The sequence below is a fragment of the Berryella intestinalis genome (assembly GCF_000814825.1).
Lineage (GTDB): Bacteria > Actinomycetota > Coriobacteriia > Coriobacteriales > Eggerthellaceae > Berryella > Berryella intestinalis.
In genome coordinates this window covers 1834902-1849195 of record NZ_CP009302.1, presented here as the reverse complement: position 1 = coordinate 1849195, position 14294 = coordinate 1834902, and the positions used below count along the sequence as shown (strand labels likewise).

Here is a 14294-nt window from a genome sequence, read left to right as displayed (position 1 = left end):
GGCCGCCCTTCGGGGCGGCCTTTTGCGCATCGGAGCCAAGTCAAGCGGGCCGGTTGGCCGCGCGTTTCGGAAAGGGAGCATCCGTGTCACATCTGACGAACCTCGAAGGGGTCGAAATGCAGGGAAAGCTTCCCGAGGTGCGCCTGTCCTCGACCCCGCTTCGGGTGGTGTCGCCCTACGAGCCGGCGGGCGATCAGCCCGAGGCCATCGCAGCGCTCGCGCGCAACATCGAGCAGGGCCTGCGCTACCAGACGCTTTTGGGAGTGACGGGATCGGGGAAAACGTTCACCATGGCCAAGACCATCGAGGCCGTGCAGAAGCCCACGTTGGTGCTTGCTCCCAACAAGACGCTCGCGGCCCAGCTGGCGGCCGAGCTGAAGGAGTTCTTCCCCGATAACTCGGTGGTGTATTTCGTCTCGTATTACGATTACTACCAGCCCGAAGCCTACGTTCCCTCGTCGGACACCTTCATCGAGAAGGACGCGTCGATCAACGAAGAGGTCGAGAAGCTGCGCCATGCGGCGACGTCGGCCCTGTTGTCCCGTCGCGACTGCATCGTGGTGGCCAGCGTGTCGTGCATCTACGGCATCGGCAGCCCCATGGATTACGCGGGCATGGCGGTTTTCCTGGACAAAGAGAAGGAGGCGGACCGCGACGACATCATCCGCGAGCTCATCGAGATCCAGTACGACCGCAACGACTACGAGCTGTCGCGCGGGACGTTTCGCGTGCGCGGGGACAGCTTAGACGTGTTTCCCCCCTATGCCGACAACCCCGTCCGCGTCGAGTTCTGGGGCGACGAGATCGAAAGTATTTCGGAAGTGGACGGTCTGACGGGGGAGGTGCTGAACACCTACGAGGCGCTTCCCGTGTGGCCGGCCTCCCACTACGTGACGGCTCGGCCGAAGATGGAGAAGGCGCTGGGCACCATCCGCGAGGAGCTGCGCGAGCGCCTGACCCAGTTCCGCGAGGGCGGCAAGCTGCTCGAGGCCGAGCGCTTGGAGATGCGCGTGGGTTACGACCTGGAGATGCTGGAGACGATGGGGTTCTGCTCGGGGATCGAGAACTACTCGCGTCACCTGGACGGGCGAAATCCCGGCGAGCCGCCCTACACGCTGATCGACTACTTCCCCAAAGACTTCCTGTGCATCATCGACGAGAGCCACGTGACCGTTCCGCAGATCCGCGGGATGCACGAGGGCGACCGTTCGCGCAAGATCACGCTGACCGAGCACGGGTTCCGGCTTCCGAGCTGCCTTGACAACCGCCCCTTGCGCTTCGACGAGTTCGAAGAGCGGGTGCCCCAGTTCGTGTACGTTTCGGCTACGCCCGGCGATTACGAGAACCGCGTCAGCCAGGCGCGCGTCGAGCAGATCATCCGCCCGACGGGCCTGCTCGATCCCGAGATCGTCGTGCGCCCGGTGGCCTCCCAGATCGACGACATCATCGACGAGGCTCGGGCGCGCGTCGAGCGCAACGAGCGCGTGCTCGTCACTACGCTGACGAAGAAGATGGCCGAGGACCTTACCGACCACCTGCTCGACCAGGGGATCAACACGCGTTACATGCATTCCGACATCGCGACGCTCGAGCGCGTCGAGATCCTGCGCGATCTGCGGCTGGGCAAGTTCGACGTGCTGGTGGGCATCAACCTGCTGCGCGAGGGGCTCGACCTGCCCGAAGTCTCCCTGGTCGCCATCTTGGACGCCGACAAGGAGGGTTTCCTGCGCAACCACCGCTCGCTCATCCAGACCATCGGGCGCGCCGCCCGCAACGTGTCGGGCGAGGTGATCATGTACGCGGACAAGGTCACCGACTCCATGAGGCTGGCCATCGACGAGACGCGCCGACGCCGCGCCATCCAGATGAAGTTCAACGAGGATCACGGCATCGAGCCGCAGACCGTGCGCAAGGCGGTGAACGACATCATGAGCTACGTCACCGACGAGGTGGGCGACGTCAGCGCCGAGGACATCAACCGCGAGCTGGCCGAACTGTCGCGCGAAGAGGTGCTGCGCATCGTTTCCAGCATGGAAGACGAGATGGCGGAAGCGTCTCGGAACATGGATTTCGAGGCCGCGGCCCATCTGCGCGACCAGATCGTCAAGTTCCGCGCGCAGTTCGAGGGCACCACCGAAGAGGCGGCGCTTGCCGGTTTGAAGAAGACGGCCCGCAAGGGAAGCGCCTACGGAAACCGCAAGCACGCAGCCTACGGCTCGAGCCGCAGTCAGTAGGCTGCGCCACTAGGCTTCCGTGTCGGTTCCGGCGTTCATGAAGGCGACCCCGGCGATGATAAGCGCGATTCCCAGCCCCATGAGAACGGTGACGGGCTCGCCGAACACCAGCGCCCCGATGACGGCGGTGCCGATCGTGCCGATTCCGCCCCATACCCCGTACGACAGCCCCAAAGGGAGGCGTTTCAGGGCGAAGGAGAACAGCGAGAAGCTGGCGAGGTAGCTGATGGCCACCCCGACGACGAACGCGGGCTCGGTGAATCCGTTCGACAGCTTGATGAAGGTGGTTCCGAACAGCTCGCAGACGATCGCCGCGCCCAGGAGCGCCCAGCTGCGCGTGATGGCAGACATGGATCACACCCCCAGCTTCAACAGGACTATGCCGGCGATGACGAGGGCGATTCCCACCACTTTTTTCCAGGTGAACAGCTCGCCCCATACGGCGCGCCCGACGACGCAGGTGAGCGCGATGGAAGAGCCGCTCCAGATGGCGTAGGTGATGCCGAGGGGGAGCTCGGCCAGCACGTGCGACATCAGGTAGAACGACAAGACGTATCCGATCGCGATGCCCGCGATCCATCCCTTCTTACGGAAGCCGTCCGACAGCTTCATCGAGGTGTCGGCGAACGTTTCGAGGATCACCGACCCTGCGAGCATGAGCCACGCCATGTGCTTCTCTGTCCTTTCCAAGCCGACGAGCTGCGCAAACCAAGCTGCCGCGCTGCCCGCGCTATTGTTCCAAGAGGGTGCTTACCCGGTGCTTTTCCAGATCGACATGGGATTCGTCGACGAACCGCACGCCTTCTGCCTCCAGCATGCGCCGCTGCGCCGCGGGTCCCCCGAAGCCGAAGCCGGGTGCGAGCGACCCGTCCTTGAACACGACGCGGTGGCAGGGCGTGGCGTCCTCGTCCATGCCGGGATGCGGGTTGTTATGCAGCGCGAAGCCGACGTAGCGCGCTGCGCGCGGGCGCCCTATGGCTTCTGCCACCTGCCCATAGGTCGCCACGCATCCGCGCGGGATGCGCCGTACCGCCGCGTACACCGTCTCGGAAAACTCGCTCATGTCATCCCGCCATCTCGTCGGTGTCCAATACGATGGTGAAAGGTCCGTCGTTGACCAGGGACACGTCCATGTCGGCACCGAAGACGCCCGTCTCGACGCGGGCGATGTCCTGGCGGGCGAGTGAGACGAATTCCTCGTAGAGGCGCTGCGCCGTTTCGGGATCGGCGGCGCCGGTGAACGAGGGCCTCCTCCCCCGACGGCAGTCGGCGTAGAGGGTGAACTGGGAGACGACCAGCAGCTCCCCCGAGATCTCCCCGATCGACCTGTTCGTTTTCCCTTCATCGTCGGCGCAGATGCGCAGGTTGAGGACCTTCGACCACAGCCGCTCGGCTTCTTTTCGGGTGTCGCCGGCGCCTACGCCCAGCAAGACGAGGTAGCCGCGCCCGCACGAGCCGACGACGGCTCCTTCGACGCTGACGCTCGCCTGTTTGACCCGTTGTATAACCGCGCGCATGAGCCTTCCTTTCACCCGATCCTCAGTGTACTTGATGCTGGGGGCGCGGAAGGGGCTTCGGATCCCTGGGACGAAGTTTCGGAGAATATCCATCGACGGGAATCGGCGCATAGGTTGGATGGCGGTTGGGTTTCGGGTGGGTTCGCTTGCTATACTGGGGGTTCGAGGTGACCAGGTATCGGGAGACGCCCATGATCGATGAAATACAGGTGAGCGACCTCGCTCTCATCCGCTCGGCCTCGCTTGCGCCCGCCGACGGCCTCACCGTCCTCACCGGAGAGACCGGAGCCGGCAAGTCGGCCCTGCTTTCCGCCCTCAAGCTGCTTATGGGGGGTCGGTCGGACAAGGCGATGGTGCGAGAAGGCGCATCGTCTTTGCAGGTCGAAGGGCGGTTCTTCGGGATACCCGCAACGGCCGGGGCCTTAGGGGACCCAGACGGGTTTTCCGATGGGGCCGCGACATCCGAGGAGGCGGTGGTCGTGCGCCGCGTGGGCTCCGACGGCCGTTCCCGTGTTTCCGTGAACGGGTCGCTTGCCAGTGCGCGCGAGCTGGCGGACACGGTGGCCGCCAGCGTCGATCTGTGCGGGCAGTTCGAGCATCAGCAGCTCATGAAGCCCGCGAACCATGCGGGCATCCTCGACGCCTGGGCGGGCGAGGAGGTGCGCGACCGGCTCGAGGCTTATCGGACCCGTCTGTCCGAGGCCCGCGCGGCGCACTCCGAGCTCGATCGCGTGAGGGAGGCCCGGAAAAGCTCGTCGGCGCGGCTCGACGAGGCGCGGTTCGTCCTGAGGCGCATCGACGAAATCGGCCCCCAGCCCGGCGAATACGAGCAGCTAGTCCACGACCTTTCGGTGGCGGAAAATGCTGAAGCGCTGGTGAGGGCGACGGCAACGGCTCACGAGGCCCTGTCGGCGGATGGCGGCGCGCTCGATGCGCTGAACGCGGCGGCATCGGCGCTGGAGTCGTGCGCGCGATACGACTCCGGTCTGGGTGAGCTGGCCCAATCGCTGCGCGAGGCGGGGTATGTGCTGGAAGACGTTGCGGCCCAGGCGCGCGACTACCGCGAAGGGGTTGAATTCGATGCGGAGACGATGGCGCTCCAACAGGAGCGCATCGCGCACCTCCAAGGGCTGATGAGGGAATACGGCCCCCGTATGGACGACGTGCTGGCGCGGCGCGACGAGGCGGCCGACGAAGTGTCGCTCGTGGACGATGCGGAGCTGCGCGAGGCGGCCGCCGTGCGCGAGGTCGAGCGGGCCGAGGCGGCCTTGTCCGAGGCGGCCGACGAGCTCGACGAGGCCCGCCGCGCTGCGGCTCCCGGCTTCGAACTCGAGGCGAACCGGGTGCTCGAGCGCCTGGAGATGGGTTCGGCGGAGCTGGTCTGTTCGATCGAGCGGCTGGACCGCTCGTCGTGGTCGGCCCAGGGTCCGTCGTCGATCGAGTTCATGTATCGTCCCGGCGCCGGCATGCAGGCGCGGCCCCTCGCCCGCATCGCGTCGGGAGGCGAGGTCAGCCGCGTCATGCTGGCCACCAAGGTCGCCCTCGGGAAGCGGGATACGGTCGATACGCTGGTATTCGACGAGGTGGACGCAGGTGTTGGCGGGTCGGTGGCCAACGCCCTGGCCGAGGTCGTCGCCGATTTGGCGCGCACCCACCAGGTGATCGTCGTTACCCACCTCGCCCAGGTGGCGGTCCATGCGCAGCGCCACTACGTGGTGTCGAAGGTCGAGGGCCCAGACGGGGTGTCCACGGTGATCGGAGAGATTTCGGGGGAGGACCGGGTCCGGGAGGTCGCGCGGATGCTCTCGGGCAATTCAACCGACGCCTCCGTGGCTCACGCGCGCGAGATGCTGGAAAACGCGTCTGCCTGACGGACCCGCGAGGCGACGGCGCCGATCGGGGTGCGCCGCCGTTTTTGTTTCGAGCGTGTGTCGGGCGCGGTTCACCGTTGACGGACGGCCCCTCTTCGCTAGAATGACCGCTACAACCGAATATCTCGAAACCTATGAGGCGAAGGTAACGTCGTTCGAGGCACTCACAGAGAGCGGGCGCAGCTGAGATTCCCGCAGCAGCTGGACGGCAAATGGTTCGCCGAGGGAAAGGGGAAAGGCCTTCCGGGCCGAGTATCTGGACCGTGAGCCCGCGTCAGAGGCAGGACATGTGTTGGCATGTTCGTGAGAGGGTTCGATCACCGAACCAAGCAAAGGTGGCACCGCAGGTACGTATAAGCCTGTCCTTTGAAACCCGCAAGGGTCTCGAAGGGCAGGCTTTTTTCGTATCGCGATACGCAGTAAGGCGCGCGAGCGCGGTAAGACGGAACACCCCCGCTCGGTCGGTTTCGGCTAGCTCCGAAAAGCCGGCATCTGGGTAGTCCCGATCGGTCGGGACGCAGCGAAGGGGCGCGATGCCGCCCGGAAGGAGCCGATCATGGCCGAGATCACCACCGCAGAGAAGAGGACCGTTTCCGTGGATTCGCCGTCGGGCGGCCTGTCGACGCGCGACCTCATACTGGTCGCCGTCCTGCTGGCGGCGGGAGCCGTCTTGAAGCTCACCGTCGCGTCGTTTCTCACGTTCGGCGGCATGAAGCCCAACTTCATCATCGCAATGTACGCCCTGGCCATCATCCTCACGCGTCCGCGCATCCCCCAGGCGCTGGTCATCGGCCTCATTGCGGGCCTTATGTGCCAGCTGCCCCTCCTGGCGGCGACCCCGCTGGCCAACATCTTCTCGGAAACCGTCGGAGGGTTGGTGTGCGGTCTTGCGATCCTCGTTCCGCTGAGGTTCGGCAAAGTCGATGCGAATCCGTTCGCAACCACCTTCGTCACCACGATCGCGTCGGGATATGCGTTCGTCGCGTTCCTCTCGGTGGCAAACGGCATCGCGCTTCCGGCCGCGCTTGCCGCCTACAGCGTGATGGTGGTGGGAACGGCGGTGTTCAACGCGATTCTCGCTCAGATCCTGGTGGTGCCGCTGCGTGCGGTTCTGAAGCGCTGATGGCCGCGCCGTTTGCCATCGATTGCCTGCGTTGGGGGCTGCCGTCGAGGCCGGCGGCAGCCGTTCGTTGCGAGGAGCTGCGATGATCGAAATGAAGGGGTTTTCGTTCCGGTACCGGGGGCGCTCCGATTTCGCTGTCAGCGATGTGGATCTGAGTGTTGCGGCGGGGACGTTCCTTGGGATCACGGGCGCGGCCGGCTCGGGGAAGTCGACGCTTACCTATGCGTTGAACGGCGTCGTTCCCCATTGTTATCCCGGCGATTTCTACGGATCCGTGGCGGTGGACGGAAACGATACGTGCGAAACGAGGCTCACCGATCTGTCCCGAATCGTGGGGAGCGTGTGCCAGGACATAGAGAGCCAGATGGTGACCGCGGTTGTGGAGGACGAGGTTTTGTTCGGTCTCGAGAACTTCGGGATCGAACCGTCCGAGATCGAAGGCCGCCTGTCCGAGGCGCTGTTGTCCGTGGGCATCGCCGACCTGCGCCACCGCGCTATATCTACGCTATCGGGGGGTCAGAAGCAGAAGGTGGCGCTGGCGTCGATCCTGGCTCTGCGTCCGCGGGTCCTGGTGCTGGACGAGCCGACGTCCGAGCTTGATCCGGTGAGTTCCCGCGCCGTGTTCTCCTTCCTGAAAAGCTATGCGGCCGAGAACCGCGCATGCGTGGTGGCGGTCGAGCAGAAGATCGGGCTTCTGGCGGAGTTCGCCGACGACATGGTGGTGATGGATGAGGGGCGCGTGGCGCTTCACGGGGCCCCGACCGATTTGCTGAAGCGCCCCGACCGGCTTTTCGATCTGGGGGTGAACGTTCCTCGATCCACCGAGCTTTCAAACGAGCTGACGCGGAGGGGTTTGTACGAGGGGCCGGTCTGCCGCAGCGTCGAGGAGGCCGTTCGTGCGGCGAGGGAGGTGCTGGCATGCTCGAATTCAGGAGAGTGAGCGGAGGCTACGCTACGGGCGAACAGGTTTTGCGCGACGTCTCGTTCTCGGTGGCGCCCGGGAGCATCACGGCTCTGATCGGGACGAACGGGGCGGGAAAATCGACGGCTTTGCGGATGGCGAACGGCTTGCTGAAGCCTCGAAGCGGCGAAGTGCTGGTCGGCGGCGTCCCCACGCGTGACCTGCCTGTGAGCGAGATCGCGCGAAGCGTGGGGTTCCTGTTTCAAAACCCCGATCGCCAGATCTGCTGCGCGACGGTGTTCGACGAGCTGATGTTCGGATTGCGCGCCCTGGAGGTTGACGAGGACGAGGCGCGGGGCCGCGTCGAGCGCGTTTCGGCGGAGTTCGGACTCGACCTCGATGCGCAGCCGTACCTGCTGAACCGCGGAACCCGTCAGATGGTGGCCCTCGCGTCCGTCGTCGTTCTCGAGCCCGCCCTCTTGGTGCTCGACGAGCCGACGTGCGGGTTGGATTTCCGCGAATGCATGGCCGTCATGGGGGCGGTGCGCCGCCTGAGTGAGGAGGGGGCCGCCGTGCTGATGGTTTGCCACGACATGGAGGTGGTTGCGGACTTCGCCGAGCGGGCGATCGTGATGGACGCCGGCCGCGTCGTCGATGACGGGCCCGTGTTCGAGGTGCTGCGCAACGAAGCCGCCCTCGAAGCGGCGTCGCTTCTGCCTCCGCAGATCATAGGGGTGTCTTTGGGTTTGGCCCGGCAAGGTTCGCGCGCCGTCCCCGGCGTTGCGACGGCGAGCACGGTAGGGCGGATGGCTGATGCCCTCGAGGCGGCGGTAAGGGGTGATGCGCGATGAGCGGATCGTTCGATCGTGTGGAAAGTACGCTGATGAACAGGCTGAACCCGGTCACGCGATTCCTGGGCGCCCTCGTGTTCGCGGCGGCCTGCTTCTGCGCCGAGACCCCTGCGGCGCTGGGGGCGCTGCTTGCTGCGGGGTTCGCGTTCGCGGCGGCGGCCGGGATGCTGCGCAAAAGCGCGTTCGCAGCGCTTTCCGTGGCGGCGTTTTCGGCGCTGTTGGCCGTCGTGCAGCTGCTCACGACTCCCGAAGGGGCGCTTTTGGTGGGATTGCCCTGGGGCTACATCGGCGTCGGCAGCGTGCGGGCCGCCGCATCGACGGTTGCGCGCCTGGTTGCCGCGTCCGTGCCTTTGTACGTGGCGCTTTCGGCGACCGATCCGAACGACCTGTCGAACGCCGCCGTCAAGGTGCTGCGCGTTCCCTACCGGTATGCGTTCACGTTCTCGTCGGCCATTCGGTTCGTTCCCGTGTTCATGGACGACATGCGGGGGATCGTGGAGGCCCAAACCGCGCGCGGCGTCCGCTTCGACGCTGCGGGTCCCATACGGCGCCTGCGGCTTATGGCCCCTTTGGCCGTGCCCCTGCTCGTGTCGTCGGTGAGGAAGACCAACAGTGCCGCAATCGCGGCGGAGGTGCGCGGGTTCAACCTCCGCACGCGCGAGAGCGGCTACAAGTCGTACCCGTTGGGCGCAGGCGACGCCGTGGCGGCCGCGGTCGTCCTCGCGCTGTTGGCGATTGCCATCGCCTGGTAAGATCGAACGGGCGATATCCGCCCGACCATTCGAGACGGGAGTTTTTCCATGCTTACGCTTGGGTGCCACCTTTCCATTGCGAAGGGCTTTGCCGCTGCTGCCCGCGATGCCCGCCGCATCGGGGCGAACACGTTCCAGTTCTTCACGCGCAACCCGCGCGGGGGAAAGGCCAAGGCGATCGATCCGGCCGATCTCGAGCGTTTTCACGCGGAGTGCGCGGAGGCGGGAATCGAGCGCATCCTGGCCCATGCCCCCTATACGCTGAACCCCGCGTCGTCGAACCCCCAGACGCGCGAGTTCGCGCTGGTCACTTTGGCGGAGGATCTGGCCCGTATGGAGAACACGCCCGGCCAGATGTACAACTTCCACCCCGGCGCCCATGTGGGCCAGGGATCGGAGCGCGGGATCGAGCTCATAGCGGAGGCTTTGAACCAGGTGCTTCGTCCCGGCCAGACCACGACGGTGCTTTTGGAGACCATGGCCGGCAAGGGGACCGAGGTCGGCTGCACGTTCGAGGAGCTGGCGGCCATTATCGACCGCGTCGACCTGGGCGATCGCATGGGCGTGTGCCTGGACACGTGCCACGTGTGGGACGGAGGCTACGATATTGCGGGCGATCTGGAGAGGGTTCTGGATCGCTTCGACCAGGTGCTGGGGATCGACCGGTTGAGGGCGCTGCATCTGAACGACAGCAAGAACCCGCTTGGGGCCCATAAGGATCGCCACGAGCGGCTGGGCGAGGGCTTCATCGGCATCGGTGCATTCGAGGCCGTCGTGACTCACCCGGTTTTGCGGAAGCTGCCCCTGTATCTGGAGACGCCCCAGGACAGCCTGGACGGGTACGCCGCAGAGATCGCGCTGCTGCGTTCTTTTTCGCAGTGACGGTCATTTATCAGAGTCCCCTTTTTCGACCAAATGGCCTGTATCTCCCATAGAACCGATCCCTTTTCCGGATAGTTCAGCGCGGGACGCACTCGGCGAAAAACCGCTGATGGTTCTGCTTGGGCATATGTTTTATACGGAACAGTCGGATATAGGTTAAAATAATCTACTGCAAGGGATGTTTAGTACATAGGTCTGAGAGAGACGGCCGCATGGCGCGCGGTTTGCGTTCGCGTGCGGATGAGAAATGGGGTTTGAAGTGGCGCAGGATGATTATTCTCGCCCTCGAGGGAAACATGCGAAGAGGCCTCAAGCTCAGGCGCAACCTTCGGGTGTTGGGGGCGTTTTTGCCGATCAGCCCATGGGATCCGAAAAAAGCCGAGTCGTCGACCATGTTCGGGACGGTTACCATCCGACGTACCCGTTGATGCCACCCAAAAAGAAGAGGTCGAAAGCGAAGGTCGCTCTGCTGATCGTCCTCGTGGCGATCCTAGTGATGCTCATCGGGTTGGGTATCGCCGTCGCCTTGTATCTGAACAGTATCAACGGAGCTATATCTAACAAGGATGCGGTCGAAGCTCAGGAAGTGAGAGAGGCGCTTCAAGCGCCTAAGGAATCTCCGAACGCAAACGAAAAGGATGCGTTTTATACGTTGATCCTCGGTTCTGACGCGCGCGATATGACCGAGGCCTCTCGTTCGGATGTGATCATCCTCGCCCGCATCGTCCCGGGCGAGAAGAAGGTGACTATGGTATCCATCCCTCGTGATACCAAAGTCGAGATCCCCGGCCATGGAACCCAGAAAATCAATGCTGCGTACGCTTTCGGAGGGGCGTCCGGCGCAATCGAAGCCGTATCGAGCTTTGCCGGTGTACCTATCACCCATTATGCGGAGATTCACTTCAAAGAGCTCGAAGACCTGGTTGATAAGCTTGGAGGCGTATGGGTCGACGTACCCGTTTCAAATGACGAAACGGGAGCCAGCAACACCGGAACCCGGCTGAGCTCCGGATACCAGCTGCTTAACGGCTCTCAGGCTTTGGCTCTCTCCCGAGAGCGTTACGGTTACGTCCGGGGCGATTTCCAACGCTCCGACAATCAACGCTTGGTGGCTGCGGCCATTATGAAGCAGGTGCTTTCAAAGCCTGCCGCCGAGCTGCCCGGTGCAGTTCAGGATCTTGCCAGCACAGTGACCACCGATATGTCTGCCACCGATATCATCTCGCTTGCTTCGAAGTTCCAAGGCGGCGATATGACGATCTATTCGGCCATGGCGCCTTCGTCGACGGCAACTATCGACGGTGTGAGCTATGTGATCTCCGACCAGGCTGAATGGAATGCCATGATGAGTAGGGTGGACAATGGGGATAACCCTCAGGTGAACTAGTTTTTGTCGAGATACTCTGCGTTCGATAGGGAAAGGAGTAGTTGGTGGATAGTGCTAGACGGCATGCTTTGTATTGCGTTCTTGCCCTGTTTGACGCTTTGATTATCGTTTTAAGCTACCTGGCTGCTTCCTGGCTCTATATTGGGACAATGAAAACGCTCGGGGGCTTATCTCAATTGCGAGCGCCCTTTTATCCTGATCTGGGTTTTGGGATCTTGGTTCTATATTCCTTAATTCTGGTTGCTGCTTATGGTTTCTTTCGCGTGTATGGCTGCATCTATCTTGGCAAGATTAGAGGCATGGCGAGGCGAATAGCTCAAGTGAACACAGTAGGGCTGGTTTTGTTTTCGGCGCTACTCTATGTTACGCATCTTGAAAATGTGAGTAGGATGACCCTGCTCCTGTTTTATTTGATATCGACTTTTTTAGTTATATTAAAAGGATGGCTGACAGTCCGTTATTTCTATCGTTTGCGGAAAAATAAAAAAGCTCTTAGGTTCGTTTTAGTCGCAGGGTGTGGAGAGATAGCAAAGCACTATGCAAATGTCATTGGCGTTGATTCTTCTCGTTTCGAATCCGTCGTAGGTTACGTAGCCTCCTCTTCGTGCTCTGAGGATGAAGAGGAGGTTTTGAGTAAGTGCCCTCTTTTGAAACGTCGTCTCGGTACTGTTGACGATTTGGACGAACTTCTCTCGTCGACCAAAATCGATGAGATAGTTATCGCTCTTGAAGTTAATGAATACGACGATATAAGAAAAATAAGCAGTTTTGCGGATAAGTATGGTGCTGCGCTCACGTTGGTTCCATTCTACAACGAGATTGTTCCACAAAGTCCTAAGATAGACTGCGTAGATGACGTCAAATTAGTCAATCTGCGCAGCATGCCGCTCTCTAGTATTTTTAATTCAACGATGAAGAGGGCTGCCGACATTGTGGTGAGCGTATTCGTGCTCATCTTAGTCTCTTGGCTTATGGTGATTACAGCGATTGGAGTCAGATTAAGCAGCCCGGGCCCTATTCTGTTCAAACAAGAGCGGATTGGCCTTAATAATCGTCCATTCAACATGCTCAAGTTTCGAAGTATGCGCGTGAATATCGAGTCGAATAGTGCTTGGAGCACGGATGAAGATCCGCGGAAAACTAGGTTTGGTAGTTTCATTCGCAAATGCAGCATTGATGAACTCCCTCAGTTTCTTTCGGTGCTCAAAGGAGATATGAGCATCGTCGGACCTCGTCCTGAAATTCCTCACTACGTTGAGAAGTTCAGAGAGACTATTCCTCGTTACATGTTAAGGCACCAGGTCCGTCCGGGAATTACTGGCTGGGCTCAGGTCAACGGTTTTCGGGGAGACACCTCCATCGAAGGCAGAATCGAACATGATCTTTGGTATATCGAAAACTGGAGCTTTTGGTTGGATGTGAAGATTTTCTTCAAGACACTCTTTGGCGGTTTTTTGAATTCAGAGAAGATTAGCTAGAAAAACTATGGGATATAAAACTGAATTTCATCTGCATACGAAATACTCAAAAGACTCCTGTATGGGGAAGTTTGCCCTGTTGATGATGTGCAAGCTGAAGGGGCTTAATTGTATAGCCATTACCGATCATAACGAGGTTCAAGCTGCACTGAATTGGTTTTCATTTTTTAGACAACGAGGAATCAAGGTTATCGTGGGAGAAGAGGTGTTTACAAAAGAGGGCGAGGTCATCGGTCTCTTTTTGTATAAACGCATCGCTGCCGGTCTGTCGATTGAGCAAACTGTTGCCGAAATCCGTAGACAGGGAGGCGTGGTTTATGTTCCGCACCCCTACGACGAAAAGCGATATAAGACGATTTTGAAGTCGGAAGCTCTTTCTCGTGTATCGTCGCAGGTAGACTGCATTGAAATTCATAACGGGCGTAACATTAGTCTTGATTTTGATAAAAAGCAGAAAGAGATTTCGGAGCGGTACTGTTTGCCTGCTATCGTTGGAGGGGACTCGCATGTGTTTTTTGAAGTTGGAAGGAACGCTTGCGAGACCGATGAATGCTTTGAGGCGGAGAACTTCGGCGACGTGCTTGCTTCGGCAAAACTGAACTCTAGCCCTTGCATCAAGTTTTCTCATACAGTAACGAAATTTGTTCGTGTTGGGAAAAAGCTCTGGCATCCGCAGCCAAAAGAGTTTATCGAGATGCGGTTCGAGGATGTGAAAATAGCTTCCGAAATGCTGCAAAAACTTGTAAGTGACGAGTATGAGCCTGATTGCATTGTCTACCTTGCAAAAGGGGGGTTCCTGATTGGCGAGGAAATCGGGAGGCTTTTTGACGTACCTGTTTTTGCGTTGAGCTCTCACCGGAGTGGAGAGGGGCTGAAGAAGAGCGCATCGAGCGTCCTTTCCCGCTTACCACGATTCATTAAGAGCGGGTTGCGCAGAACCGAACTGCTGCTGAGAACTTCCAGAGGGTCTAAGAATGATTCTCAGGAAGCCAGTCTATGTTTTCTAAGCGAGCCAAAGGGTGACTATCGAAGTATTCTGATAGTTGACGATTCGGTTGATAGCGGTGCTTCGATGGCCGCTGCTGTATCTTTGATTCGGTCGAAGTTTCCTTCAAGTGAGGTTAAAACTGCGGCTCTGAATGTATTCCCTCCATCTGAAAAGACCATGAGTGTCGACTTTTGGCTTTATAGGAACTGCTTGCTTAGCTTGCCCTCATCGAAAGACAACCCTGACTTTGAGGCATTCAAGGAAGAGTGGGGTCGAGAGATAGAAAAACTCAAAGAGGCAAGGGGTTAAT

14 protein-coding genes are annotated in these 14294 nt (G+C 60.6%); 10 read left to right on the top strand and 4 right to left on the bottom strand.

Going from position 1 to position 14294, the window contains the following annotated elements; translation table 11 throughout:
- Positions 1–83: 83 nt before the first annotated feature.
- A complete protein-coding gene (gene uvrB, locus JI75_RS08120; protein WP_039690094.1) occupies positions 84–2234 on the top strand; it encodes an excinuclease ABC subunit UvrB in 2151 nt (716 codons plus the stop codon).
- Positions 2235–2243: 9 nt separating this feature from the next.
- On the opposite strand, the gene JI75_RS08115 is transcribed toward uvrB, so the two are convergent.
- From JI75_RS08115 to dtd, 4 genes are all read right to left on the bottom strand, one after another.
- A complete protein-coding gene (locus JI75_RS08115; protein ID WP_039690093.1) occupies positions 2244–2585 on the bottom strand; it encodes a DMT family transporter in 342 nt (113 codons plus the stop codon).
- Positions 2586–2588: 3 nt separating this feature from the next.
- Complete coding sequence (locus JI75_RS08110) at positions 2589–2903, bottom strand: DMT family transporter (protein ID WP_039690092.1); 315 nt, start codon at positions 2901–2903, stop codon at positions 2589–2591.
- Positions 2904–2964: 61 nt separating this feature from the next.
- Positions 2965–3297: an MGMT family protein gene (locus tag JI75_RS08105; protein WP_039690091.1), complete on the bottom strand. Its 333-nt coding sequence runs from the start codon at positions 3295–3297 to the stop codon at positions 2965–2967.
- Position 3298: 1 nt separating this feature from the next.
- On the bottom strand, positions 3299–3751 hold the full coding sequence (gene dtd / locus JI75_RS08100) for a D-aminoacyl-tRNA deacylase (RefSeq protein WP_039690090.1): 453 nt from the start codon (positions 3749–3751) through the stop codon (positions 3299–3301).
- A 191-nt stretch (positions 3752–3942) separates the two neighbouring features.
- Between dtd and recN the strand changes: the two genes are divergently transcribed.
- From recN to JI75_RS08865, 9 genes are all read left to right on the top strand, one after another.
- Complete coding sequence (recN, locus tag JI75_RS08095; RefSeq protein ID WP_039690089.1) at positions 3943–5622, top strand: DNA repair protein RecN; 1680 nt, start codon at positions 3943–3945, stop codon at positions 5620–5622.
- A gap of 556 nt (positions 5623–6178) precedes the next feature.
- Positions 6179–6745 carry a hypothetical protein gene (locus JI75_RS08090; RefSeq protein WP_039690088.1) on the top strand — a complete coding sequence of 189 codons (567 nt, stop codon included), beginning with the start codon at positions 6179–6181 and terminating at the stop codon, positions 6743–6745.
- An 82-nt stretch (positions 6746–6827) separates the two neighbouring features.
- Positions 6828–7685, top strand: coding sequence for an energy-coupling factor ABC transporter ATP-binding protein (locus JI75_RS08085; protein WP_039690087.1), 858 nt, complete (start codon positions 6828–6830; stop codon positions 7683–7685).
- The gene (locus JI75_RS08080) at positions 7664–8497 is read left to right on the top strand and encodes an energy-coupling factor ABC transporter ATP-binding protein (protein WP_039690086.1); all 834 of its coding nucleotides are present in this window, start codon (positions 7664–7666) and stop codon (positions 8495–8497) included. Before JI75_RS08085 ends, JI75_RS08080 begins: the two co-directional genes overlap by 22 nt.
- Entirely contained in the window at positions 8494–9249 is a 756-nt protein-coding gene (locus tag JI75_RS08075) for an energy-coupling factor transporter transmembrane component T family protein (protein ID WP_039690085.1), read from the top strand. Before JI75_RS08080 ends, JI75_RS08075 begins: the two co-directional genes overlap by 4 nt.
- A 48-nt stretch (positions 9250–9297) precedes the next feature.
- Entirely contained in the window at positions 9298–10131 is an 834-nt protein-coding gene (locus JI75_RS08070) for a deoxyribonuclease IV (RefSeq protein ID WP_039690084.1), read from the top strand.
- A gap of 247 nt (positions 10132–10378) precedes the next feature.
- On the top strand, positions 10379–11518 hold the full coding sequence (locus JI75_RS08060) for an LCP family protein (RefSeq protein WP_240993167.1): 1140 nt from the start codon (positions 10379–10381) through the stop codon (positions 11516–11518).
- 44 nt (positions 11519–11562) lie between these two features.
- A complete protein-coding gene (locus JI75_RS08055) occupies positions 11563–12996 on the top strand; it encodes an undecaprenyl-phosphate glucose phosphotransferase (protein WP_052241708.1) in 1434 nt (477 codons plus the stop codon).
- A 7-nt stretch (positions 12997–13003) separates the two neighbouring features.
- Positions 13004–14293 (top strand): phosphoribosyltransferase family protein, encoded by a 1290-nt coding sequence (locus tag JI75_RS08865; protein WP_082019834.1) that lies wholly within the window; start codon positions 13004–13006, stop codon positions 14291–14293.
- Position 14294 lies beyond the last annotated feature (1 nt).